The following is a 22,859-nucleotide window of genomic DNA, read 5'->3' as shown; positions in this document are numbered from 1 at the left end:
TGCCTTAAATCAAACTAATAACTACTGATACCAAAAATCTCACGATACAGCACTGCCATGGCCACTGACATCATCGGGATGCTCCAAATCATTCCGATAAACAGGGGCAGCATACTGACGAACATGATCAGCGAGAGCACAATTAAAAACACAAACATCGAAAACCAGTGTTTTGTAATTGCTTTGCGGGAGGCCTCTAATGCTTCCCAGGGGCCCATGTCCTTATCCACTATCAGCGGGATAGCCATGACATAGGCAATGCTCAGATATATGCCAGGGATGATAAACAGAAGGAATCCGATAAATATCATGATGTACATAAGTATCATGGTTAACAGTAGCGTGCCTGTTTTCCCAAAACAGGAGAAAGCATCACTGAATGCAGGTTGCTCGCCCTGAACCTGCTTCATGCACATAACAAAAATGCCGGCAGAGAACGGCAGAATAATAGCCATCATAGCAATCTGGATGATGAATTGTATCAGTATTGCTGCCGGGCCTGCTGATTCCGGGTCGGCTCCTGATACCATTATAGTAAGCATGGTAACCGCGAAGATAACCACAAATACGATGGCGTACATAGTGGCACCAGCACCCAGAATATAGCGCTTAATCCCTTTGGTTTTTTGCCAGGCTTCAGACAGGATGTCTGCCAGCTCTACAGAATAATTGCCTTCTATTGCGTCCTGTACGGTTTGCCCTGAGTCGTTGCTGTTCACTAGCGTTGCACTGGGTGCGGAATAGTTGTTGCTCATGGATATACTCCCTGTATGGTCAAGCGCTGCCCGAATCTGAATATAGAATGAAGAAGTCAAACACAATGCGTGATCGCTACATTATAGTCGGTCATCGAATTGTTGGGTTGTTATAATATAGCTGCTCTGAAAAATATACCCTTACAGCCAGCTTAGGGGTGCAATTTCGCTCAATCGCTTACTATCGCTGCATAGCTGGATTGGCTAAAAGATTCACACAACCGCCATATTTTAGATTTTCTTGCCGCTTTTACTCTGGCATTACCTCGCTACCATAAATAAATAACAAAAATATATATACTTGAGGTGATGCTGTGAAGCTCATGAAACCGTTGTTGTGGGTGCTCAGTGGCCTTTTGGCTGCGAACTGTTTTGCCCTTACGCCACCCTTAAAGCAGATTGATGCATTTAAAATAATCGCGCTGGATGGCGGGGATGTTAAGGGCGCAATAGGGCTGCCTGTGGCTGAATTATCCATGGCAGCTATGATTGACGGCTCTATGGAGCCGATTCCCTTCCAAATCGATCAGTACAATATTGGCGGCGCGGTGTATTTTGATGGCTGGGATGTGCCGATGGCGGGCACGCCAGAACGCTTGGATGTAACAGATAAGATCCTGTTTCTGTTCAAGGACGCAGGGGAGCGATACACGAATGGCGTGCCCCATGATGGCAGTTTGCTGGCCGAGATCCTTACCCGTGACAGTGAAGGTCATGTGCGATATGTGTACCTGGTGCGTAATTCACGCTTGCGATCCGATGAGCAATATGTGCGTTATAGCGCTGAAGAAGGCCTGGTCGAGACCGATTTCTATAGCATTCGCTACAATCGAGACAATCATCTAGAGTGGGTTGATTTTAGCTACGGCAGTTATGTCGGGGATCGCCCACTTGATTCCTTGCGGTTGATCCTGCGTGGCGGTGTACTAACGTCTTTGGCAGAAGTCGAATTAAATAGCAATGACCTGGTGGCATTACCAAAAGGCGAGCTGATTGGGCCAATCAGAACCACTACGCAGCTTGAATTTAATGTCATGTTTATGTCGGTACCCATTTTAAACCTTAGTGTACAAATTCATCATGCGCCGCAGTCCTTAATCTATGATGTTCGGGGTGTGATTCCTGAATTCAGGCGCAGTTTTGTGGTAGATCCCACGATTACAATGTCCATTGATGCTAATGGATTACTGGGTGCAACGATTCGATCCTCCGGCAACCCTGAATTGACCGGCTTGGTCGATGGCAGGATTGATGAGGCCGAACAAGGTTTGATTGATGCAGGGTTGGATCCACACAGTAATTGGATATGGGTGAGCACTAAGCGCTATTTGGACTTTTTGTCTTATGTGGATTATCTGGGAGGATTTGACTCAAAATTGACGTTGCTGTTAGAGGATGACTTGCATCGAGAGCGCCCGAACGAGCTGTATCCGGGGCAGCTACCTAACACGGGTTATGTGATTGAGGAGTTCCCTAAAAGCGGGTTTGTCGGTGTGGTGGTGAGCTTGTTAATGAGTAACGGCTTTGAGGGTGATCCCCGGCTGTTTGCCGTCGAGGCCCGCAGTTTGCCTGAAATAGAAGTTCGCCCGCTGCGTTTTGCGTTCTAAATGCAGATCGCCATTGTGTGACCAGCGCTGCTACTTGGATAAGTGAAGTGTGCGCTCGGCTTCGAGCTGATTGCGATATTGGCCGGGAGGAATACCAAACCAACGTTTAGCCGCCCTGTAGAAATTGCTTAAATCCACAAACCCTAGTTGTTGTGATACTTCCATCATGCTGATAGCGGAGTTGGCGAGGTATTGCTCTGCTAATTCTCGGCGGGTTTGGTCTAATACGTCTTGATAAGTAAGGTCTTCTTGTTTGAGTTTGCGCTGCAGTGTGCGGTCGGATACGTGCATGGAAGATGCTATGTCGCTAAGGCGCGGCTCTCCGTGGCGCAGGCTACGCAGAATCTCAGTGTAAACACGATAATGGATTGAGGCGAAGCCCAGCCGAGCCATCTGCTCCCGCAGAATGTTTTGGTGTAATTCGCAAACTGCCGCGCTTTCGGTGGGCAGTTCAGCCTGCAGTACATCGCCTGCCAGTAGTATCCGGTTTTCTGCTTGGTCAAACTGCTGTTCACACCCAAATGCACTCATGTAAGGCTGAATATCCAGAGGGGCGGTGAAAGTCCACTGCTGAGAAATGGGGGTGATATTTTTTCGGGTGATCCAGGTACACAGCATCAGCGTGGTCAGAAAGCTGAATTCGATGCGGGTTCGAAACGCGTCATGATGTTTGGCGAGGGATAGTTTGAGCCAGTATCCCTCTTCTGACGGTTCCAAGGTGAGGCTCACGTCCTCAGACACCACAGCCAGGTAGTTGTGCAAAATCTTCAACGCTTCAATTAGTGTTGGGCTGGCCATCATGGCAAACCCGACTTGATGTAATCCTCCGAAGCGATCGCACAGCTCACGTTTTAAGCCAAGGTGGCGGTTGCCCGTTTGTAATACGGCCGCATCCCAGAGGTGTCCAACGTATTCGCTGGGGTGGCGAGCGTCATTATCCAGAAGATCCTGCTCCGTAAGGCCACACTCCTGCAGCAGCGTAACGACGTTGACCCCTTCAGCTGCAAACATATCACATAGGTTTTTGAGCCACGAAGCCGATACAGTCCTTTGTGTCATGATCCCCAGTAAGCCCCTATTGACAGGGTTATTAACGCTTTCGAATTATTATTAGGCCTGATTGTAGTCATACTGATTCAGGGGTGACAAGGATAGTTTTGTTGATTCTGTGTGCAATGATAGGGCGCGACTCTAATGGGTGAGACAATTATGGGCAGATTCCGGGGAATGAGATTTTCGGGGGGGGCGTCAACGAGATGGGGTAACGATTCTTTAGTAATTGCTTCCAACCTGTTGATTATAAAAGTACCATCCATACTTATAAGCGTAGTAGAACCGTTGATGGCGATGTTACAGGAGCAGGGTATGGCAAGTTTGCATTTGGTTGGTGGTGAAAAAGGCGGTGTGGGGAAGTCATTTACAGCTCGGTTGTTGGCTCAGTATTTCATTGACAAGCAACAACCGTTTATAGGCTTTGACTCTGATCAGTCTCACGGAACCTTTTCTCGTTTCTATCAGGAGTTTGCATCGCCGATCAATACCCATTCGTTTGATAGTCTGGATCGGATCGTGGAAACCGCAGAACAGAAACCGGACCAAAACATCATCGTGGATCTGGCTGCTCAGACGTTTTCCAGTTTGAATAAGTGGATAGATGAAAGCGAAATACTGGCGCTGATGGGTGAGTTGGGTTTTCGGGTTTATGTATGGCACGTTATGGACGATGGTGCGGACTCGCTGACATTGTTGGGCAAAACCTTGCAAAGCTTTAACCCGGATCAGGTGCAATTGGTTGTGGTTGAAAATCATGGCCGTGGTGAGGATTTTGATTTAATAGATGGGTCTGGGATATTTGCGGAAGCTAAAGAGTTGGGCGCTCACACGATGGTGTTATCCAAGCTGCAGAGCTCCTTGGTTAAGAAAATCGATTTTAGCGATTCCAGTTTTTGGGCTGCAGCCAATAACACGGATCTGATGTCGACTGTTGAGCGGCATAGAGTTCGGGCTTGGTTGAATAAAAATTATCTGCAGATTGATACCATTCTTACGTATGAGGCCAATGACACATTGGCCCCGGCCTACTGATTGTAGAGGCGCAAACTAGTTAAGTTCAGCGGCAAGCAGAATGTCGTCCAGTTCCAGCAGTAGATCTTCGATAATGCGCAACCGCTCAGTCGCTGATTCTGCCATGTGGGTGCATAGCTGCGCGTTCTGCTCTGCTGCTGAGGCAAGCGAGTTGGCGGCTTCGTTTTCGCACAGTTGGATCAATTCTTTCTCTTCTTCCAGTTTTCGTCGATGTAATTCGACGTATTCAAATCGTTCGTCCAGTGTGGCGGAGTTGTCGTCGATTCTTTGCTGAAGGGTTCGGTGTTGCTCCAACTCTGCCATCATCTGATCGATTTCGGCTTCAGTCTTCTCTGTGGGTATCATTAACGTGTGGGGCAGAACTTCTTGTAGGTACTGTAATTGTTGGCGGCGAGCCTCGTTTTCGCTTTCATGGCTTTGATCCAGGTCTGTTTCGGTTTCTGTAGGCCATGCCTCTACGTAAGATTCCACATCAACTTCTATGGTTGTATTGGCCACTAATTCGGATGTTACAGGCGATGCCACCACGCCCATTGTTGGTTCTGCTATTAATGTAGAGGAATCAGCTGCTGGTGTGTCGGTGAAGTCGCCGGATAGGAAATGGTAAGACAGCACTGTCGTCAGTGCAGCGATTATAATAACCCAATGCCACCTAAAGCGAGATGCTTTGGCTTGCAGAGTTGATTCTGGCATTTATCTTTCCCTCCTGTTCGTTTCAGGTGAAGCCATAGATGCACCAAGGGGGGCATCGGTACATCTATGGCTATGTATCCTACCGGTATGCTTACTGTGGTAGGTTCTCGGTTCGCCAGGTGGCTACGTCACTGCTTGGGCGCTTGATGTAAGAAACCCAGCGAGTGTCGCCATCCAAAAACGTTTTGTGGAAAGCCAAGGCAATTCCTGCAACGGAGCGATTGGCTGCAGTAGGGCTGCCCCAATCGAAATGGCCAGCAGATGCTACTTCGTAGATTACTTTAGGAATGCCACGGGGAATAGCGTTATAAACACCGATGGACTGGCCGAGGCCGCCCAGCATTGTTAAATCTAGCGCGCCGTTAAACAACAGCGTAGGTACGCGGGTGTTGCCGCCTTTTGAATCCAGATCTATTGCAGTCATGTTGTGGCCCGCTAAAGACATAGCGGTTTTCAAGCCATTGTATTCTGCTGAGTTGATCCAGGTGGCACCGCCGCCCATAGACCAGCCTACAGCACCTAAACGTGAAGTGTCGAGCTTGCCACGCAGCGGGCTGCCTGAGCGGGTGTTTTCCTGCTTCAGCACATCCAATACGCGTTTTTGCTGGCTGGCGCGTTGGTCTACAGTATCTACTGTGGTGGAGGTATCCATGGTAACCAGAACGATACCGTGGGAAGCAAAGAATGGACCCCACGCACGGAACATTGCTTGGGTGCCGGTGTAAGGTGGTGTGAATACCAGGCCCGAATAGGGAGGCTCGGCATTAGAGGGGTAATAAACAGTGGCACCGCCCGGTGTTTGGAACCGAGACAACGTATAAGAGCGGGAGCCGTACGGGCCGTTTCCACTATAGGAGCCGGGGGCTTCCCCACGACAGATCGCCGTGGAAGGACAATCGCCCATGGGGTCATCGGTGGGTGGAGTGGGTGGTACTTGGCTCATTGCTAGAAGTTGGGTTGAAAACAATCCCATTGCAGCAAAACTAAGAGCTGCAATCCATCTGGAAGAGGTGGGGTACTTTCTCATGTTCGTTCCTTTTTATATTCTTTGAGATCAAGTAACTGCACGATTGGTATCGAACAGTTACTTACAGGTGCCCCTGCTAACTGCATCCGTGGCAACAACTGCATTGTGTTGTTAAGGAAATAGAGGAAGGTTGTCCGCTTCTACGAAACGTGAAAAAGTATAGGTATGGAAAAATAATCGGCGCTAACCTGATATGCTGGTTTGGCCTGGTTGCCCAGTAATTGTAGCCATATGAAAACTACATCAACTTATTGTTGGCGCGTAGATGGGGGAATAGCTGTCAAAAAATAGCAGGCTCTACCATCTTGCCCGAGTACCGCGTACATCAACATGCACGAATGGGCCATGGACTGCATTCGCTTTGTATAAACCCAGCCCGCCAATGAAAGGCTTATATTCTGGAACACCTCTGTAAAATGATTCCACCATGTCCCACAAGTATTTCGCATCCTTCTCGTTAACCTTACCATCGCGGTTCAAATCGTCCATCACCCCGTCTTTTGGGTTTACATCAACATAGATGTCTGCAGCACCACCCCATTGATGTCGAGAATATTTTTTATTCTTGATGGCTGTATTGTAATAAGGCGTACGGTAGCCGCTCATCACCGTAAAGCTGTCCATTGCGATGCCTTGTGCGTTTACTGCGGTAGTCAGGTATTCCAGCTTTCGCAATAGCCGTGTTTGCAGCACCACATATTTAGGATAACCCTCATTCTGCTTGCACAGAAACTGCCGCAAAGTGTAATGGGGTGAAATCAACATATCCTGATTGGACTTGGTTACCTCTACAAAACCCAATGGTGGGCGATAGCTATCCAGGCCTTTATATACGTCCTTAGGGTACTCGCCTATGGTGTAACCATTAAGTTTGTTATTTTTTACCAAATTCATGGGGTGCAGGATAAACATGTGCAGCGTTGAAGGCAGTTCACCATCGGGTTGTATCAGCAACGTTTGCAGGCCTGGGTTGGCAGGGGCAGTCCAGTCAAATTTGTTGAGATGTGTGCCAGAGCCCACTTTAAATGGGATGTGTTTTCCGGCCTTTACTACCTCTATGCTCAGGGATTGGTTGGGTAATACAAAGAAACTCATCAATGTGTATTCTGATTTAGCACCGCCCACATTAATGACATACCCTGATTGGCCAGTTTCAAAGGCAAAGGATTCCATTGCGGCACCTATAAGCAGCATGGTAAGGCATATTTTTTTCCAACTAATAATCATAGTGTTCTCAATGGCCACGTTTGTTGAATCAAAGCGATTATTCCAAAGGCTGCTTTAGTGCTTCCAAGACAGGGTTGTCACGTTCATAAATATCGGTTCTAAATTGCAGTGTGCCTTGGTCATCCACCCAGGCAGTCCAGTATTCAATATGTACTGGCATTGTCTGCTTTAAATTTAAAGTAACGTTGTTGGGGGCAGCAAGTATCTGATTAATATCCTCCGCCGTCATCCCCTGAGGCCGTAACAGCAACTCCGCCAATTCAATTGGTTTGGAAACCCGAATACAACCAGAGCTGAACGCCCGCTCGTTTTTACTGAATAAATCTCTGGATGGTGTGTCGTGCAAGTACACATCGTATGAATTCGGAAACATAAATTTTACCTGTCCCAATGCGTTCAGGGGGCCTGGAGACTGAACTAAACGGTACGGGAACTGTTTGTGCAGCCTGGCCCAATCGACATTCTCAGGGTTTACAACGTTGTTGGAGCCAAAGTCATAAAGGGTAAAGCCGTACTTTTTAAGATAAGAGATATCCTTTTTGATTTCAGGCAGTTTATCTTGCACAGCCAGTTTTTGTGGCACGGTCCAGGTTGGGTTAAGCACCAAATAACGGATCTTGTCGCTGAAAACTGGCGTTTTTCTGAAATTTCTGCCGACAATGACGGGCATCTGCATGACCAATTCGCCCTGGTTGAATACCCTCAAATCAAAATTGGCAATATTAACGACGATGAAGGAATCACCCATATTCTGATCCAGCCAGCGCCAGCGTTCCAGGTTGACAACGATTTGATTGGCCCTATCCGCCGGGGACAGATTAAGCGCAGTCAGCGTGTTTTTACCTATAATGCCGTCCGCATCCAAACCATGGCGTGTTTGGAATCGTATCACTGCAGCGTTCAACGCTTGGTTGTAAGTTTCATCAGAATAGAAGCCTGCTTCCAGATCCCCCCAAACAGTCAATCTTCGGGTGATTTCAGGTAGGCGATCATCTTGCTGATTTGGTTTGATTGCAGGGCTAAGCGCCAGCGGGCCCCAGTTATCACTGGGCAAATCTTTCAGCATGGCGAGTGCCTTAATCAAGCGTCTGTAGCGCGGTGGGCGTGGGCGAACAGAATCCAATACTTCAGCTACGGATTGGTGATCCAGATTTGCGATTAAGGCCTTGGGGTTTATGTATTCCCTATAGCTTTTCCACTCAGAGGTGAGTTTCTCCGGGTCAACCTTTCCTGATAGCAGGTGTTGGGCCAACGTTAGGAAAGCATCAGTTAGAAGCAGATCCAATGACATTGATGTGCCATCTTGTAGCGCATCCTGGATTGCGTTGAAGTGGTAATCTGATGCGTTAAGGCCCTCATCACCAACGTTGCTGATAGTCTGTAGCAACTCTGTAGCAGAGTGGTTTGGCTCCAGCTGGCCGCTTTCCTCGACAGCTAACCAAATGGGAGTAAAGCCACGCTCGGTGTAAAGCTCTAATAAGGCCTGGTGATTATGAATCACGCTATCTTTGATTTGTGCAGGGTAGCCTGCACCCCAGCTTTCCAGCAGCTGCCTAATGACAATAACGCTTGGCGGTAAGCTGTCTGCCAACAAGGTGCTTGAATGGAATACGGCAGCCAGTGCCAAAACAACTGTGCGGGCAAGCCTCAAAGCCACTATTCGGTGGGGCAGATTGAGCATTAACAGCCTCAAATTTACGGTATGAAAGGAAGATGAATAGAAGGATAGAAGAACGCGGAGACACAAACAATATGTAGTTTAATAATATATTTTTATTGGAGAGTTTGAACTAGGGGTTGGATCGCTTATGGTGTTCACCAATAGAATCAGTTTGATGCTATGAGTTCTTTGCATATTTCAATGAAAGCCTCTGCTGCGAGTGAAAGCAGCCTGGGCTGATAAGTGATAATCGCGTAGTCGCTGTATATTCTATGGTTAATAGCTGGTACGTCTAGGATACATAACTCCTCTCGCTCCAATTCTTTGATAACGTTACAGCTTAACAATATGCCTATCAGATCACTGTGTTTTAAAGTTGTGAGCATGAGTTGTACGCTATTACAGTGGTAATTGAAAAACCGGTTCCCCCCACTATCTGCAACTCCGAGGTGATCCATGAAAAAACGAGAAGCAGCTTTGCTGATGCTGGCAAGAGGGAACTGTGTAATGTCTTCAGCGGTTAAACTGTGTTTGGTCGATAGAGGGTGGTTTGCTCTCGCGACAGCCAGTGTCGGGAATTTAGATAAGTGAGCAAAGTGAAGGTTTTCAACAGAGTCCAGGCCGCGGGGATCCGCAATCAATATATCAATTTCGCCTTGAACTAATTTCTTAACCAGGTTTGCTGGTTCGTCGACGGTGAGGGTGAGTTGTACATCCGGATGTTGAATTAGAAAGTCTGCGCAGGCTTGCGCACCAACATGATCGGCAGGCAAGGGGCCTGTACCAACAGTTAAAGATCCTGCTTCTAATTGGGTTAGCCGTTTAGACTCGATAACAAAGTTTTCCAGATCCTGCATGACAGAGTGGGCATGTTTTAGCAGGTGGAATCCATCCTTGGTCAGTTTGATGACGCGCTGGCTTCTATCGAACAGCGTTACATTGAGGCTTTGTTCTAGGCTTTGAATGCTCCTTGATAGTGCTGGTTGCGATATGTGCAGTTGCCGCGCGGCATCATTAAAGTTTCCCGCTTTAGCGACTCCAACAAAATGCATGATTTTCTTAGAATTAATCATACGTATCTAATGTGCTCACATGTTGTTGTATCTAAAGCAATTTTATTGCGTGCGTTAACCGCTGTCGTCGCTGACATTAAAACCTTGATGGTGATGGCCATTATCGAAAACCCTTTAGGAACCCCGCTAATCATAGACCCATGATGCGTTTAATGCATCGTAATGGTGATTTTAATGCATTGGATTTAAGTGACATGTTACTTGATACTAACCACTGAAATCTCAGCGGCAGGCGTTTTCAGCTGCCCTAGAACTGTTATGAGAAAGGCAAATCTGGGTGAAAACCTTGAGGCGCAAAGCTTCCAGTCTAAGAGATCCTGTATTGGGATCTTATGATAGCGGGGTTGCCATATTTCCGGACATTGGCCGGATAGCCCAGTAAATCCGGGCTGCTTTTCTCGAAATTTACATCATCGGTGAGGAAAGCTATGCCCTTTCAGTCTAGATTCAAAATCTCGCTTCTGGCTTATACCCTGTTAACCCTTGCTGCTTGCGGCGGGGGTGGTAGTACTTCAGCGCCGAACACCGAAGGGAATCAGGGTGACGGGACGCAATTGGGTTCAGGCAGTAGCGATAGTAATGTAGATAACGATTCTGACGGCGTAGATGATGCCAGTGAGGAACCCCAAGACTCTGTTGCCCCCTTTCTAGAGCAGCGACCGCTTATGCCGGTTGTTATCACGACTAACTACCACCTAATAGAAGACTTCTCTGATATTTCTTCGGGGGATGCCCCCTTGACTGAGGAGCTATTCTCGCAACTGGTCACCAAACAACATTTGAATGCCAGTCTGTCGCCGGTTGCTTTCGGCGGTGACGACGCAAAATTCCGTAGTAGTACGCACTCTCTGTATTACAAAGTGAATATAGATTTGTCACTTAGCGATATGTTTTGTGATAGCTATCAATTGGGTGTTACCCATACGAGGGGAGATTGGTGGGGCAACCGTTACTATACACTTACCCGCGCGGAGGATGGTTTAGTCATCGAGCCGCGGTTAGACATCTCGGCTGTCGATACCCCTGCCACCCAGTGGTATAACATCGATCGCCTTGATAGCCGGACTGAAACCTTACAGCTTGTGGGATATAAGGCCGAGTTTTTCAGGGTTGAGGTAAAAGCAGAGTGTGATCTGCTAGATTCTGACAACGATGGCTTGGCCGACGTTCGTGAAACCCTGATAGGCTCAAATCCAGATATGCAAGACTCTGATTCTGATGGGCTTCTGGATGGATCAGAAGCCCGTTGGGGGCTCGATCCATTGTCTTCTCTTGATGGAGCCTATGAAGATGCAGACGATGATGGCATGAGTAATGCCGAAGAAGTCTCGAGAGGAATCGGACCGTTTGGCTATGCCCCCGAAATTCAGAATCTTGCTTTCGCTCGGGTTCCTGCCGTTGGAGAGGAGCTTTCACTAAACTATTTCTTCTATGATCGTGATTTTTCAAATGAAGGAAGCAGCGAAGTAGTTTGGCAGGTGGGAGATGTCACATTTGATCAACGCAGATACACACCCGCAGAGGCCGATATTGGCAGGTTGATATCGGCTTGTGTTACCCCCGTATCGGCTAAGGGTACGCCGGCCCGTGGTGAGCAGGTGTGTACGGACAGCTACTCTGTTTTGCCCACGGCAGAGCGCTGGGATGGCCTTGGGCCGGTTACTCTCATCGGTCGACATGATGGTGAAGGCGTAGATTTAGTGGTTCTCGGTGATGGTTTCACAGAGGAAGAGGCAGCTAAGTTCAAGCAAACCGTACTAAACTTTGTAGAAAAGTATTTGAGTTTTCATGAAATCGCTATACATCAATCGGCTTGGAACATTCATGCGGTGGGTGTGGTATCAAATGAGTCGGGGGTAACAGACCGCTCAGTTGAGCCTGCTATAGAAAAGGATACATACTTTGAGTCTTGCAAAGGCTGTAGCAGTGCAAGCAGAGTTGTTAGTGCGAATGGCACTATTGCGAAAGGCGTAGCCGCAGAGCACTTCCCTCAGTACGATGCGGTGCTTGTGTTGGTTAATAGCACGAAATACGGTGGTGTTGCTGGTGGTGTTGCAACATCGACAGCAACGCCTACAAGCATTGGTGTGAGTATTCATGAGCTAGGGCATTCCTTTGGCGGACTGGCTGATGAATATGGTGGATCGTCGGAGCCAAGAACTACTGAACCCGGCAATGCAAATATAACCATTAATAACGACCTTGAAACGGTAAAATGGCGGCACTGGCTCGAACCTACCGCGCACTTGACTGAAGGTGAAGGCAAAGTCGGGTTGTATGAAGGCGGTAACTATCGGAATTCCGGGGTTTGGAGGCCAACAATAAATTCACAAATGAATTCGGCGGGAAGCAATCCGTTTCACGCAGTCAACAGTGAAGCCTGGGCGTTACGGGTATACAGTAAAGCCAAACCGGTGCATACAGCGATTCCGGATACTACGCAGATGTATTTTCATAGTAGAAACGAACTCGCTCTTTTCTCGGTAGAGTCTGTGCATGAATTTGGCATTCAGAAAGTCGATTGGTATGTTGATGGTATGTTGATGGCCAGCAGCCCTGATAAGCAATTTAGAATTCCATATTTTAAACAGGGGAGCTATGAAGTTGTCGCTGTGGTGACCGACCAGAGCGGAACGATTCTGAAGGACGTGGATAATTACTCATCTACAGAAATCCATTGGCAAGTCACAGCTCAATAAGGGAAATTTTTATGATGAATGTAACTAAAAAGATTGTACTTGTATCAGCGTTGTTCGTATCTGCATTGAGCCATGCCGACACCCTTATGCTGCAAATAACGGTAGAACATCAAAACCATAGGTTGTTTAAAGCATGGACAACTACGAGAGATGTTGCCGCCGAACGCAATGCCCCCGCAGAACAGTTCATTCGGGTGGTTGCTTACAACAACTCAGGTGGCCAAGTTTATGAGTATTTCTTGGAAGACAGTTGGCTTCGCCTCGCTGCGTTACCCGTGGAAGCGCTACAAGATTACCAAGCGCCTGATAGCTACATACTAAAAATACCTAATCCGCAGAATGTAGATCGTGTTGAGTTATTTCGAGGCAGTATAAGCGAGATGGAGCAATCATCGGAGTTACAACGTTTGTTGGTTGTTGATAAGGTTTGGTAATAAAATACCCCAACTGAATGGGCGCATCCAAAAGTTTGGCCATAAATTTAATATGAAGTTTGGCCCAATACGGAGGGCTGGAAAACTCTAATTATGCGCGTAACTAATCAGACAGGTTTATAGTTTGAGCTGGTGTGCTGTAAGGTGCCAGAGATGCCATTCCACCGTAGCTCATAGCTACGAGAGGGTGTGCGGTAGAGGACGTTGTCTTCCTTGGTGGTTAACCTTTCGACGCCACCAGGAGATGGCGTCGTGCATCGTTATCCTGCTCGCTGGTGGTACACATGTATAATGTAGGCTCGTTTAACTCTGAGCTGAATTATGTCCGTATCCCCCGTATTACTCGTCATCGGCTATGTCTGGCCGGAACCCGCATCCTCTGCGGCAGGCAGCCGCCTGCTGCAGCTGATCCAAGCCTTTCAGCAGGATGGTTATCGCGTGGTGTATGGAACGCCTGCGGAGGCCAGTCCCCATGCCCCTGATCTGGCAGCACTTGATATCGAGGCCGTGGCACTGGCGTTGAATTGCGCCTCTTTTGACGGCTTCATTCGTGATCTAAAGCCGGATGTGGTGATGTTCGACCGATTTATGATGGAAGAACAATTCGGCTGGCGCGTTGAAGAGCAATGCCCGCGGGCATTGCGTGTGCTGGACTCCGAAGATCTTCACTGCCTGCGCCATGCCCGCGCCGCCCAGCTGAAGCGGCAGCCCCTCAACATGCCGCTTATTCCTGACATTGAATTCCGTCACAGCGAGCTAGCCCTGCGCGAGGTGGCCTCTATACTGCGCTGCGATGTGTCGCTGATGATTTCCGAAGCAGAAATCGAATATTTAACCCGCTTTTTTCAGGCGCCGCCGACTCAGTTACTGTACGTGCCGTTTATGGAAGAGGTGACGAATGCACAAAGCACCGTGCCGTTTGCACAGCGGGCGCATTTTGTGTCCATCGGTAATTTCCGCCACGAACCCAACTGGGACGCGGTACGTTATTTAAAAGAGGCTTTGTGGCCGTTAATCCGCCAGCAACTGCCACAGGCGGAGCTGCATATTTACGGCGCCTACCCTCCGAAAAAAACCACACAGCTCCACAATGATCGTAGTGGTTTTCTGGTGAAAGGCTGGGCCCCGGATGCTCAACAGGTGGTGGGGCAGGCACGGGTGATGCTGGCCCCGCTGCGCTTTGGCGCCGGTCTTAAAGGTAAATTGATTGATGCAGCCCGCAATGGCACGCCTGCCGTCACCACCAGCATCGGTGCCGAAGGCATGTACGGTGATGATGCCCCGCCATGTGCTGTGGTGGCCGATACGCCAGAGGCGTTTGCGTTAGCTGCGGTGGGTCTGTATCAGAATGAAGATCAGTGGCTGCCCCTGCACCGTAATGGCTTAGGGTTACTGGAGCAGCGCTTTTCATTTGCCACCCACGCACCGCGTTTGAAACAGCGGATTACCCAGTTAAGGGCAACGCTGGATGAGCACCGGCAGGCGCACTTCTACAGCCAGATGCTGAGACATCACAGTTTGAAAAGTACGCGCTATATGTCGCAGTGGATTGAAGCCAAAAACCGGTTAAAAAACTCTGCACAAAATGATCCGGAATAAGTAGCGCGAAACCATGAGGGAATGGCTGAGAAAAAGCCGCTCACCTGATAGTTGTGATAGCAGCATCCCGGCTGTCTTTCCCAGCGTAGAAAACAAAAAGCCCCTGCATCGCTGCAGGGGCTTCGTTGTTGGTGGAGGCGGCGGGGATCGAACCCGCGTCCGCCAATCCGCTGCCTAAGGATCTACATGCTTAGTCTTGTCTATTAATCTCGCTCGTTACGACCCGACTAGACAGGGAGTAAAAAGCCAGCCTGTAAGGTTTTAGCGGTTTGGCACCAGGCAGGCCGCGCCGCGATCTTGTGTTTAATTACCGCCACTTCGTTCCCACAAGCAAGCCCTTGTGGCGGTTTAGCCTTAAGCGGCTAAAGCGTAGTTGTCGTCGTTTGCAACTATCATTTGCAGCACTTGAAGTACGTGTGTTGCTACCCACACGACATGCACCAAAGGGTTTGTAATCAACGTCGAAGCCAATGTCGCCCCCAGTTTTTCGATTGTAACACGTCCACGATATTTAATATAACGGTTACGCTCATTTCGACCTCGCCCGTCAGGAAAAGTTCACTGGCTGGTCGGGTATAGTTAAGGCGAGGGCGGAAACACAACGCTTAGTATGTGGTGCAAAGTTTGTTCGGTTTCTGTCCAGTGTATTGCTACAGGGGCAAGGCACAGCGCAAGGATGGCGAGTGTGCCCCAGCCGAACACAGCGGGCCGTTTGACGAAGTTGGTGTAGGCGGCACCCACCATCACGGCACTAATGATTAATGCGCCCAGGCTGGCGAGCGCGGGTGACCACCAGACCGCCAGCATCATTGGGGCGCTGATCAGTTCCAGTACGCCAGCCACGACGCGCAGCCAGTGGGGGTATTGGAATTTGTCGAACTCTTCGATCATGTGGGGGTGGCCGCTGGTTTTAAGCCAACCGGTGACTAAAAAGAAGAGGCCGAGTATGGTGCTAAGGATTTGTGCAGTGATGAGCATGGAGTGGGTACCTTTCGATCTGAGGCCCCACTGTAGCGTTGAAATGCCAAATGGTCAATATTGGTTGACTGTTTGCGTCTAGCCTGTTTTCAGCACTCGATGCTTTTCTCGATCCCAGTCTCTTTCTTTCTCGGTGGCGCGTTTATCGTGCAGCTTTTTGCCTTTGGCCAAGGCTATTTCACATTTCACAACGCCGTTTTTCCAATACAGAGCCAGCGGCACACAGGTAAGTTGTTGTTTGGCGATGGCACCAAAGATTCGCCCCAGCTCTTTGCGGTGCAGCAGCAACTTGCGGGTGCGGGTGGGATCTGGCACGAAGTGGGTGGATACCGTGGGCAGGGGCGATATGTGGCAGCCGAACAGGAACGCCTCGCCGTCTTTCATGAGCACGTAGCTGTCCATGAAGCTGATTTTGCCTTCGCGGAGGCTTTTGACTTCCCAGCCTTCCAGGGCAACGCCCGCTTCGAAGCGTTCCTCCAGATAGAATTCGTGTTTGGCTTTTTTGTTCAGGGCAATGGTTGAGCCACCGCCGGGTTTCTTCTTTGACATAGTTTCCGAATGGGTTGCGTAAGACAGCATGCCGTTGGGTTGTTCAACCCGGGGCAGGGGGCTAAGTATAGGGCTTTTGACCCTGGAAACCCAAGTAATACAGGGTGTTGTTTTGACAGGCCGACCAAACGCAAGGAAAATGCGCTCAATAATCCTAATAATGTTGTGCTTCGTAAAAGGGACATTCAATGTCTGAGCAGCAATCGATACATGGTATCTGGACCAAACGCTGGACCTTCGTTCTGGCGGCCACAGGGTCTGCGGTTGGGTTGGGTAATATCTGGAAGTTCCCTTATATGGCGGGGGAGAACGGCGGTGGTGCTTTTGTTCTGATCTATCTGTTTTTTATCTTTGCGATTGGTATTCCGGTCATGCTGGCGGAGATTCTGCTGGGGCGTCGTGGGCGTGCCAGCCCGATTAACAGTATGCATACTCTGGCCAATGAGGCGAAAGCGACGCCTTTTTGGGGTGGTATTGGCTGGCTGGGGGCATTGGCGGGCCTGTTTATTCTTTCTTTCTATAGTGTGGTGGCCGGATGGGCGGTTTCTTATGTCTATCTGATGGCTTCGGGTACTTTTGAAGGCCAGAATGCTGAGATGATCAGCGGGGAGTTCGGCAACCTGGTGAGTGATCCTGGCAAGCTGGTGGATTGGCATACGCTGTTTATGGCCATGACGGTGGTGGTTGTGGCTAACGGTATTCATAAAGGTTTGGAAATGGCGGTGCAGTGGTTGATGCCGCTGCTGTTTGTGATGCTGCTGCTGTTATTGGGCTATTCCGCAACGCTGGATTCGTTCTCGGACAGCCTTAGTTTTATGTTTAGGGTTGATTTCGGCAAGTTGACTGAGGAGGCGATCCTGAGTGCGCTGGGGCATTCGTTCTTTACCTTAAGTCTGGGTATGGGGGCGATCATGGCATACGGGGCTTATATGTCGCGGCAGCAGAATCTGGCGTCCACGGTGGTGACGGTGGGGCTGTTGGATACGTTGGTGGCATTGGTGGCCGGTATTGTGATTTTCAGCATTGTGTTTGCCAATGGCTTGGAGCCTGGGGCGGGGCCTTCGTTGATGTTTCAGACATTGCCTATAGCGTTTAGCCAGATGCCCGGAGGGGTGGTGCTGGGTACGATGTTCTTTGTGCTGGTGGTGGCGGCGGCCTGGAGTTCGGCCATTTCGCTGGCGGAACCGGCGGTGGCCTGGGCCGTAGAAACCTTGGGAATGAATCGTGGAGTGGCGGCTCTAATTGTGGGGGTTACAGCCTGGGTGTTGGGTGTGGCCTGTGCGCTGTCTCTTAATATCTGGTCGGATGTTAAGATCTTTGATAACAGTATTTTTGATTTCTTCGATAAGCTAACCACCAATATTATGTTGCCTTTGGGCGGGCTGTTGATTTGTGTGTTTGTGGCGTGGGTAATGGATCGCGCCATTGTGCGGTCCGAAGTGGATATCGATCATCCTTCTATATATAAGGCCTGGTTTTTTCTGGTGCGGTTTGTGGCGCCGGTGGGTGTGGCAGTGGTGATGTTCAATAAGTTGATGGAATGATATGAGTGAACCGATGATTCAAGTGGAAGTGGCTTATGCTTTGCCCGAAAAGCAGATGATTATTCCGTTAACAGTGAAGAAAGGCACATCCATGTACGATGCTGTGGTGCAGTCTGGCATCAGCAGTAAGTTTGAGGGTCTGGATGTGGATTCGGTTCCAATGGGGGTGTTCGGCAAGGCCGAGCGCAAGCCTAAAGAGCGCTTGCTGGAAGACGGTGAGCGGGTTGAGCTGTATCGGCCGTTGATTGCTGATCCGAAAGAGGTGCGTAAGAAGCGGGCTGCGAAAAAAGCGGCGGAAGAGCAGGGGGCTGACGGCGGGGCCTAACAGGGCCGGTCGGTAGAAAGCCTGCTCAGTGTTGCGTCAGGCTTCTGCGTTTTCTGGTGGGGCTGTATCGGGTTCGGGTTTGGGTTGAATCTCTGAGTCTGCAGCGGGTGCGTTGGCCGCAGGAACGGGCAGGCCCATTTGTTTCAGGAGATCGTTTCTCAGGGCTTCCGGATCTTTGTAGCGGGAAGTGTCAATGCGAGCCAAGCGTTCGTTATCAAAGTAAAGAGTGAGTTGGTTTTGTACCAAAATGCCTTTGCCTGTCTCCAGGCTGTATAGGTAGTCCCAGCGATCCGGGTGGAAGGTGTCCGTGATCATGGCTGAGCCCATAACGTACTCTACTTGTCTGGGTGTCATGCCAACGCGGAGTTTTTCGATCATCTCTTTGGTGATCAGGTTGCCTTGGCCAACGTCGATTCGAAATACCCCAGGAAAGCGCAGTGAACTGCACCCGCTGACCAGCAGGGCGACGGCAAGCACTATCAGTGCAGGAATCTTCATTGTGGAACGTAAACAATTCAACAAGTTTTGCATCTGGTTTGGTTTTCCACTATCTTCGCAAAAAACGAACATCATACAGGTAACCCGGTTTTATTAGAAACCGGAAAACGAAGAAAGATCCCTATGACAAATGAAAATGTGGAATTACGTAAGGTTGGCCTGAAGGTTACCTTGCCGCGGGTCAAGATCCTGCAGATATTGGAGGCTTCTGACAGCCATCATATGAGTGCGGAGGATGTCTATAAGGCCCTGCTGGAAGCCGGTGACGACGTGGGGCTGGCCACGGTCTATCGCGTATTGACGCAGTTTGAGAGTGCCGGGCTGGTGAGCCGCTTGAATTTTGATGGGGGGCATGCAGTTTTCGAGCTGGATAAGGGTGATCATCATGACCATATGGTGTGTGTGGACTCTGGTCAGGTCATTGAATTTGTCGATGATGAGATCGAGCAGCTTCAGCACACCATTGCCGAAAAGCATGGCTTTGATCTGGTGGATCACAAGCTTGTGTTGTACGTTAAGCCTAAAAAATAGCCAGCACGTTCTTGTGATCCGAGGAAGCCATGGCTGTTAGCCTTGGCTTTCCTCAATCAACTCTCTGGCGTGAGCCAATGTCTGTTCGGTAATTTTCAAGCCCCCCAGCATACGGGCGACTTCCGCCACTTTTTCATCCTGTGACAGCTCGGCGATGTCGGTGTGTGTCTGCTTTTTGCTGGTTTGTTTGTTGACGTGCAGATGGGTGTGTCCCTGAGCTGCAACTTGTGGCAAGTGGGTGACGCAGAGCACTTGGTTATCCTGCCCCAGTTTTCGCAGCAGATTGCCTACGATCTGTGCCACTGCACCACCGATGCCCACGTCCACCTCATCGAACACCAGGGTGGCCACATTGGTTTTGGCGGCACAAGCAACCTGAATCGCCAGGCTGATGCGGGACAGTTCACCGCCGGACGCCACTTTATTTAAAGGTTTGACGGGTTGGCCCGGGTTGGTGCGAACAATAAATTCCACCAGTTCCAGTCCGTGGGCGTTGTATTGTTCTGCTTCCAGTGCCTGTAAATCCACTTGGAATTCCGCGCCGGGCATGCCCAGGGGTTGTACTTTTTCGGTAATCAGTTTGCTGAGCTTTTTGGCTTCTTTGCTGCGGCCTTTGGAGAGTTTTTCCGCCGCGCCCAGGTAGTCCTGGCGGGACTGGTTGGCAGCCTGTTCCAGCTTGGCCAGTTTCTCATCGCCACCGTCGATGGCGTCCAGCTCCTGTTGCAGTTCCTGCCATAACTCTGCCAGTTGGTGTGGGTCAACCCGGTGTTTACGGCCTAAGTGGAAGTAGCTGGAAATTCGGTTATCCAGTTCCTGATAGCGTTCCGGGTCGATGTCCAGCCCATCCAGATAGTGGCGCAGGCTGGAACCGGCTTCTTCCAGTTGGATGCGGGCGCTGTCTACCATCTCGGTTACGTCTTTCAGGTCCGGGTCGTCTTCCTGCATGTCTTTTAACAGGTGCAAAATGGATTGAGCCAGATCCACCACGGTGGAGTCGCCTTCGCTTAAGCCGGTAAGGGCTTGCTGTCCGCGACTCATCAGGGCGTCAACGTTGGACAGTTTTTTGTGTTCGGCTTCCAGCTCTGCCAGTTCGTCCGCCTGTGGTTTCAGTTCGTCCAGCTCGCTGATCTGGAAGCGCAGCAGGTCGGCGCGATCCTGCATTTCTTTGGCATGATCGCGGAAGTGTTCGTAGGCCTGCTGTTGCTTTTGCCAGTGGCGGAAGGCTTCGGCAACGGTTTTGGCTTGGGGGTTCAGTCCGGCAAATTCATCCAGCAGGGCGCGGTGTGTGTCTTTTTTCAGCAGGGACTGGTGTTCGTGTTGTCCGTGAATGCTTACTAACATCTCCCCCAGCTCTTTCAGGCTTTGGATGGGGGAGGGGGTGCCGTTGATGTAGGCGCGGCTGCGGCCGTCGGCGGATACCACCCGGCGCAGGATGCACTCGTGATCGGCGTCCAGATCGCGGGACTGCAGCCAGTCGCGGGCATCCCGGTTGTTGCTGATGTCGAACGTGGCCAGGATTTCGGCTTTGTCGGCTCCATGGCGCACCGAGCCCGATTCGGCGCGATCCCCCAGGGCGAGCCCCAGTGCATCAATCATGATGGATTTACCGGCCCCGGTTTCTCCGGTGATCACCGTGAGTTTGTTGGGGATGTGTAGATCCAGCTGTTCGACAATGGCGAAGTTGCTTATGGTGATGTGTGTGAGCATGATTGGACGTGTTCGCGCCTGTTTGATCCGGGTGAGTGACCCATATTAGAGAAAATGGCGGCTTGTCGCCATCGGGAAAGCCGCGCTAGAATCAAAAAATGTTGCTGCAATTCAATCATATGACAGGACCTTGATGCGAGCCAAAATAGACCGTGCGGAAGAGGTGCTGAAAGCGCTGGTTGAGCGCTACATTCAGGATGGCGAGCCAGTGGGCTCAAAAGCCATTGCGCAGGCTATGGTCAACTCCGCCAGCCCCGCCACAATCCGTAATGTAATGGCCCAGCTGGAGCAGCGGGGGCTGATCCATTCTCCCCATACTTCTGCCGGGCGGGTGCCCACGCAGTTGGGGTACCGCATGTTTGTGGATACTCTGCTGACGGTGTCATCGCCGGGGGCTGATAACGTTGATCAGGTGAAAAAGCGCCTGTTGCCGGACAAAACGCCACAGGAATTAATGGAGGAGGCGTCTGAAGTCCTGTCCGATCTTACCTCCATGGCGGGCATTGTTATGGTGCCCAAGAGTGATCGCTCCAGCTTGCGACAGGTGGAGTTTCTGCCGCTGGAGGGCAATCGGGTGCTGGTGATTCTGGTGCTCAATGACCGCGAGGTGCAGAACCGCATCATTACCACCAGCCACCGCTACAGCGAATCGGAGCTGCAGGAGGCAGCCAACTATCTGAATCAGCACTTTATTGGTAATGCGCTGGGGCGGATTCGCGACAGTTTGCTGTGCTCCATGCAGGATGACAAAGTCCGCATGGATTCGTTGATGCAGACAGTGATTGAGGTGGCATCCCAGAGTTTTCAAAGCCCCAATGAATCGGAATGTGTGGTGTCTGGCCAGTCGAATCTGCTGGGTATGGTGGATCATCAGGGGGTTGATCGCCTGCGGGATCTGTTTGATGCCTTCCAGCGCAAACGGGATCTGCTGGATCTTATGGATCATTGTGTTAAAGCAGACGGTGTGCAGATCTTCATCGGGCAGGAGTCCGGCTACCATATGCTGGATGAATGCAGTCTGGTGTCCTCTACTTATGGCACCGAGGATGAGGTGCTGGGAGTGCTGGCGGTGATCGGCCCTACCCGTATGCCCTACCAGAAAGTTATCCCCATGGTTGATTTGACTGCAAAAATTCTCAGTGCGGCCTTGAAGCCTGCCAATTAATCCCCATATAGCTCTCAAATTTTTACGACTATCTGGCTCTGTCTGGCAGGGCTTAAGGTAAGTTTTTGTTTTATTTGGAGAATTCTTTATGTCCAATGATGAAGCGACGCGCCCCCAGGAACCCCAGGAAGAAGAGCAAATCCAGGCAGCGGAGCCGGAAGCGGTAGAGCAGGCAGCGGATTCAGCTGAAGCCACTGAAAATTTGGAAGCGCCCACAGTCGAATCCCTGTTGGAAGAAGTTGCCGCGTTGCAGGCCAAAATCAATGATCAGTCTGAGTCGGTGTTGCGGGCTCAGGCCGAGATGCAGAACGTGCGCCGTCGTGCCGAGCGGGATGTGGAGAATGCTCACAAGTTCGCGCTGGACAAGTTTTCCTCGGATCTGTTGCCTGTGATCGACAGCCTGGAGCGAGCCCTGGATGCGGCAGATAACCTGGAGGACGAGGTGGTTAAGGGGATGCGCGACGGGGTCGAGCTGACTCTGAAGATGTTTGTGGACACCTTGAGTAAACACGGTGTAGAGCAGATCTGCCCAATGGGCGAGCCCTTCAATCCTGAGTTGCATCAGGCGATGTCCATGGTGCCTAACCCCGATATGGAGCCTAACTCCGTTATGGCAGTGATGCAGAAGGGTTATGTGCTGAAAGGTCGATTGGTGCGCCCCGCCATGGTGGTGGTGTCTAAAGCCGGTTGATCTGCGGGGTGA

The 22,859-nt window shown here is 50.3% G+C and carries 21 protein-coding genes, 1 other RNA gene and 1 riboswitch; of the genes, 10 read left to right on the top strand and 12 right to left on the bottom strand.

Annotated elements, in window-relative coordinates; all coding sequences use genetic code 11:
• Positions 1–14 precede the first annotated feature (14 nt).
• Positions 15–755 (bottom strand): DUF2189 domain-containing protein, encoded by a 741-nt coding sequence (locus tag Kalk_RS07035; protein ID WP_101893513.1) that lies wholly within the window; start codon positions 753–755, stop codon positions 15–17.
• Between the two features lie 314 nt (positions 756–1,069).
• Between Kalk_RS07035 and Kalk_RS07030 the strand changes: the two genes are divergently transcribed.
• The gene (locus Kalk_RS07030; protein ID WP_158643353.1) at positions 1,070–2,362 is read left to right on the top strand and encodes a hypothetical protein; all 1,293 of its coding nucleotides are present in this window, start codon (positions 1,070–1,072) and stop codon (positions 2,360–2,362) included.
• Between the two features lie 30 nt (positions 2,363–2,392).
• On the opposite strand, the gene Kalk_RS07025 is transcribed toward Kalk_RS07030, so the two are convergent.
• Complete coding sequence (locus tag Kalk_RS07025; RefSeq protein WP_101893511.1) at positions 2,393–3,421, bottom strand: AraC family transcriptional regulator; 1,029 nt, start codon at positions 3,419–3,421, stop codon at positions 2,393–2,395.
• 306 nt (positions 3,422–3,727) lie between these two features.
• Between Kalk_RS07025 and Kalk_RS07020 the strand changes: the two genes are divergently transcribed.
• On the top strand, positions 3,728–4,447 hold the full coding sequence (locus Kalk_RS07020; RefSeq protein ID WP_101896239.1) for a P-loop NTPase family protein: 720 nt from the start codon (positions 3,728–3,730) through the stop codon (positions 4,445–4,447).
• Between the two features lie 15 nt (positions 4,448–4,462).
• Here the strand turns inward: Kalk_RS07020 and Kalk_RS07015 are convergent, their stop codons facing one another.
• From Kalk_RS07015 to Kalk_RS06995, 5 genes are all read right to left on the bottom strand, one after another.
• On the bottom strand, positions 4,463–5,140 hold the full coding sequence (locus Kalk_RS07015; protein ID WP_158643352.1) for a hypothetical protein: 678 nt from the start codon (positions 5,138–5,140) through the stop codon (positions 4,463–4,465).
• A 91-nt stretch (positions 5,141–5,231) separates the two neighbouring features.
• Complete coding sequence (locus Kalk_RS07010; RefSeq protein ID WP_158643351.1) at positions 5,232–6,167, bottom strand: dienelactone hydrolase family protein; 936 nt, start codon at positions 6,165–6,167, stop codon at positions 5,232–5,234.
• Between the two features lie 297 nt (positions 6,168–6,464).
• Positions 6,465–7,394 (bottom strand): M15 family metallopeptidase domain-containing protein, encoded by a 930-nt coding sequence (locus Kalk_RS07005; protein WP_158643350.1) that lies wholly within the window; start codon positions 7,392–7,394, stop codon positions 6,465–6,467.
• A 37-nt stretch (positions 7,395–7,431) separates the two neighbouring features.
• Positions 7,432–9,075, bottom strand: a complete 1,644-nt coding sequence (locus Kalk_RS07000) for a L,D-transpeptidase family protein (RefSeq protein ID WP_101893507.1) — start codon at positions 9,073–9,075, stop codon at positions 7,432–7,434.
• A 146-nt stretch (positions 9,076–9,221) separates the two neighbouring features.
• On the bottom strand, positions 9,222–10,127 hold the full coding sequence (locus tag Kalk_RS06995) for a LysR family transcriptional regulator (protein WP_101893506.1): 906 nt from the start codon (positions 10,125–10,127) through the stop codon (positions 9,222–9,224).
• 256 nt (positions 10,128–10,383) lie between these two features.
• Positions 10,384–10,479: riboswitch (cyclic di-GMP riboswitch) on the top strand.
• Between the two features lie 313 nt (positions 10,480–10,792).
• Here Kalk_RS06995 and Kalk_RS06990 point away from each other — a divergent pair.
• The 3 genes from Kalk_RS06990 (at position 10,793) to Kalk_RS06980 (ending at position 14,859) form a co-directional block, all read left to right on the top strand.
• Complete coding sequence (locus Kalk_RS06990) at positions 10,793–12,826, top strand: M64 family metallopeptidase (protein WP_158643349.1); 2,034 nt, start codon at positions 10,793–10,795, stop codon at positions 12,824–12,826.
• Positions 12,827–12,837: 11 nt separating this feature from the next.
• Positions 12,838–13,260: a hypothetical protein gene (locus tag Kalk_RS06985; RefSeq protein WP_101893504.1), complete on the top strand. Its 423-nt coding sequence runs from the start codon at positions 12,838–12,840 to the stop codon at positions 13,258–13,260.
• A gap of 321 nt (positions 13,261–13,581) precedes the next feature.
• Complete coding sequence (locus Kalk_RS06980; protein ID WP_101893503.1) at positions 13,582–14,859, top strand: glycosyltransferase; 1,278 nt, start codon at positions 13,582–13,584, stop codon at positions 14,857–14,859.
• A 129-nt stretch (positions 14,860–14,988) separates the two neighbouring features.
• On the opposite strand, the gene ssrA is transcribed toward Kalk_RS06980, so the two are convergent.
• The 3 genes from ssrA to smpB all read right to left on the bottom strand — a co-directional run bounded on the left by ssrA (position 14,989) and on the right by smpB (position 16,386).
• Positions 14,989–15,340: a transfer-messenger RNA gene (gene ssrA / locus Kalk_RS06975) on the bottom strand.
• Between the two features lie 98 nt (positions 15,341–15,438).
• Positions 15,439–15,837 carry a DoxX family protein gene (locus tag Kalk_RS06970; protein WP_101893502.1) on the bottom strand — a complete coding sequence of 133 codons (399 nt, stop codon included), beginning with the start codon at positions 15,835–15,837 and terminating at the stop codon, positions 15,439–15,441.
• Between the two features lie 78 nt (positions 15,838–15,915).
• A complete protein-coding gene (gene smpB / locus Kalk_RS06965; protein ID WP_101893501.1) occupies positions 15,916–16,386 on the bottom strand; it encodes an SsrA-binding protein SmpB in 471 nt (156 codons plus the stop codon).
• Positions 16,387–16,574: 188 nt separating this feature from the next.
• Here smpB and Kalk_RS06960 point away from each other — a divergent pair, with 188 nt between their 5' ends.
• Positions 16,575–17,930: a sodium-dependent transporter gene (locus Kalk_RS06960; protein WP_101893500.1), complete on the top strand. Its 1,356-nt coding sequence runs from the start codon at positions 16,575–16,577 to the stop codon at positions 17,928–17,930.
• Between the two features lies 1 nt (position 17,931).
• Positions 17,932–18,255, top strand: a complete 324-nt coding sequence (locus tag Kalk_RS06955) for an RnfH family protein (protein ID WP_101893499.1) — start codon at positions 17,932–17,934, stop codon at positions 18,253–18,255.
• Positions 18,256–18,291: 36 nt separating this feature from the next.
• On the opposite strand, the gene Kalk_RS06950 is transcribed toward Kalk_RS06955, so the two are convergent.
• Positions 18,292–18,753 (bottom strand): outer membrane protein assembly factor BamE, encoded by a 462-nt coding sequence (locus tag Kalk_RS06950; RefSeq protein ID WP_101896238.1) that lies wholly within the window; start codon positions 18,751–18,753, stop codon positions 18,292–18,294.
• A gap of 123 nt (positions 18,754–18,876) precedes the next feature.
• Between Kalk_RS06950 and fur the strand changes: the two genes are divergently transcribed.
• Complete coding sequence (gene fur, locus Kalk_RS06945; protein WP_101893498.1) at positions 18,877–19,284, top strand: ferric iron uptake transcriptional regulator; 408 nt, start codon at positions 18,877–18,879, stop codon at positions 19,282–19,284.
• A gap of 36 nt (positions 19,285–19,320) precedes the next feature.
• On the opposite strand, the gene recN is transcribed toward fur, so the two are convergent.
• Positions 19,321–20,991, bottom strand: a complete 1,671-nt coding sequence (recN, locus tag Kalk_RS06940; protein WP_101893497.1) for a DNA repair protein RecN — start codon at positions 20,989–20,991, stop codon at positions 19,321–19,323.
• A gap of 133 nt (positions 20,992–21,124) precedes the next feature.
• Here recN and hrcA point away from each other — a divergent pair, with 133 nt between their 5' ends.
• Both hrcA and grpE read left to right on the top strand, forming a co-directional pair.
• The gene (gene hrcA / locus Kalk_RS06935; RefSeq protein WP_101893496.1) at positions 21,125–22,156 is read left to right on the top strand and encodes a heat-inducible transcriptional repressor HrcA; all 1,032 of its coding nucleotides are present in this window, start codon (positions 21,125–21,127) and stop codon (positions 22,154–22,156) included.
• An 88-nt stretch (positions 22,157–22,244) separates the two neighbouring features.
• Complete coding sequence (gene grpE / locus Kalk_RS06930) at positions 22,245–22,847, top strand: nucleotide exchange factor GrpE (RefSeq protein WP_101893495.1); 603 nt, start codon at positions 22,245–22,247, stop codon at positions 22,845–22,847.
• Positions 22,848–22,859: the final 12 nt, after the last annotated feature.

Origin of the sequence: Ketobacter alkanivorans (assembly GCF_002863865.1) — a bacterium.
GTDB lineage: Bacteria > Pseudomonadota > Gammaproteobacteria > Pseudomonadales > Ketobacteraceae > Ketobacter > Ketobacter alkanivorans.
Note: the sequence above shows the minus strand (reverse complement) of the source record. Positions and strands in the feature narration are given on the sequence as shown.

Excerpts from the sequence above, each read along its gene's own strand:
- Kalk_RS07035 (WP_101893513.1), bottom strand. The coding sequence starts at position 755 with ATGAGCAACAACTATTCCGCACCCAGTGCAACGCTAGTGAACAGCAAC.
- Kalk_RS07025 (WP_101893511.1), bottom strand. The coding sequence starts at position 3,421 with ATGACACAAAGGACTGTATCGGCTTCGTGGCTCAAAAACCTATGTGAT.
- Kalk_RS07020 (WP_101896239.1), top strand. The coding sequence starts at position 3,728 with ATGGCAAGTTTGCATTTGGTTGGTGGTGAAAAAGGCGGTGTGGGGAAG.
- Kalk_RS07015 (WP_158643352.1), bottom strand. The coding sequence starts at position 5,140 with ATGCCAGAATCAACTCTGCAAGCCAAAGCATCTCGCTTTAGGTGGCAT.
- Kalk_RS07010 (WP_158643351.1), bottom strand. The coding sequence starts at position 6,167 with ATGAGAAAGTACCCCACCTCTTCCAGATGGATTGCAGCTCTTAGTTTT.
- Kalk_RS07005 (WP_158643350.1), bottom strand. The coding sequence starts at position 7,394 with ATGATTATTAGTTGGAAAAAAATATGCCTTACCATGCTGCTTATAGGT.
- Kalk_RS07000 (WP_101893507.1), bottom strand. The coding sequence starts at position 9,075 with ATGCTCAATCTGCCCCACCGAATAGTGGCTTTGAGGCTTGCCCGCACA.
- Kalk_RS06995 (WP_101893506.1), bottom strand. The coding sequence starts at position 10,127 with ATGATTAATTCTAAGAAAATCATGCATTTTGTTGGAGTCGCTAAAGCG.
- Kalk_RS06990 (WP_158643349.1), top strand. The coding sequence starts at position 10,793 with ATGCCGGTTGTTATCACGACTAACTACCACCTAATAGAAGACTTCTCT.
- Kalk_RS06985 (WP_101893504.1), top strand. The coding sequence starts at position 12,838 with ATGATGAATGTAACTAAAAAGATTGTACTTGTATCAGCGTTGTTCGTA.
- Kalk_RS06980 (WP_101893503.1), top strand. The coding sequence starts at position 13,582 with ATGTCCGTATCCCCCGTATTACTCGTCATCGGCTATGTCTGGCCGGAA.
- Kalk_RS06970 (WP_101893502.1), bottom strand. The coding sequence starts at position 15,837 with ATGCTCATCACTGCACAAATCCTTAGCACCATACTCGGCCTCTTCTTT.
- smpB (WP_101893501.1), bottom strand. The coding sequence starts at position 16,386 with ATGTCAAAGAAGAAACCCGGCGGTGGCTCAACCATTGCCCTGAACAAA.
- Kalk_RS06960 (WP_101893500.1), top strand. The coding sequence starts at position 16,575 with ATGTCTGAGCAGCAATCGATACATGGTATCTGGACCAAACGCTGGACC.
- Kalk_RS06955 (WP_101893499.1), top strand. The coding sequence starts at position 17,932 with ATGAGTGAACCGATGATTCAAGTGGAAGTGGCTTATGCTTTGCCCGAA.
- Kalk_RS06950 (WP_101896238.1), bottom strand. The coding sequence starts at position 18,753 with ATGAAGATTCCTGCACTGATAGTGCTTGCCGTCGCCCTGCTGGTCAGC.
- fur (WP_101893498.1), top strand. The coding sequence starts at position 18,877 with ATGACAAATGAAAATGTGGAATTACGTAAGGTTGGCCTGAAGGTTACC.
- recN (WP_101893497.1), bottom strand. The coding sequence starts at position 20,991 with ATGCTCACACACATCACCATAAGCAACTTCGCCATTGTCGAACAGCTG.
- hrcA (WP_101893496.1), top strand. The coding sequence starts at position 21,125 with ATGCGAGCCAAAATAGACCGTGCGGAAGAGGTGCTGAAAGCGCTGGTT.
- grpE (WP_101893495.1), top strand. The coding sequence starts at position 22,245 with ATGTCCAATGATGAAGCGACGCGCCCCCAGGAACCCCAGGAAGAAGAG.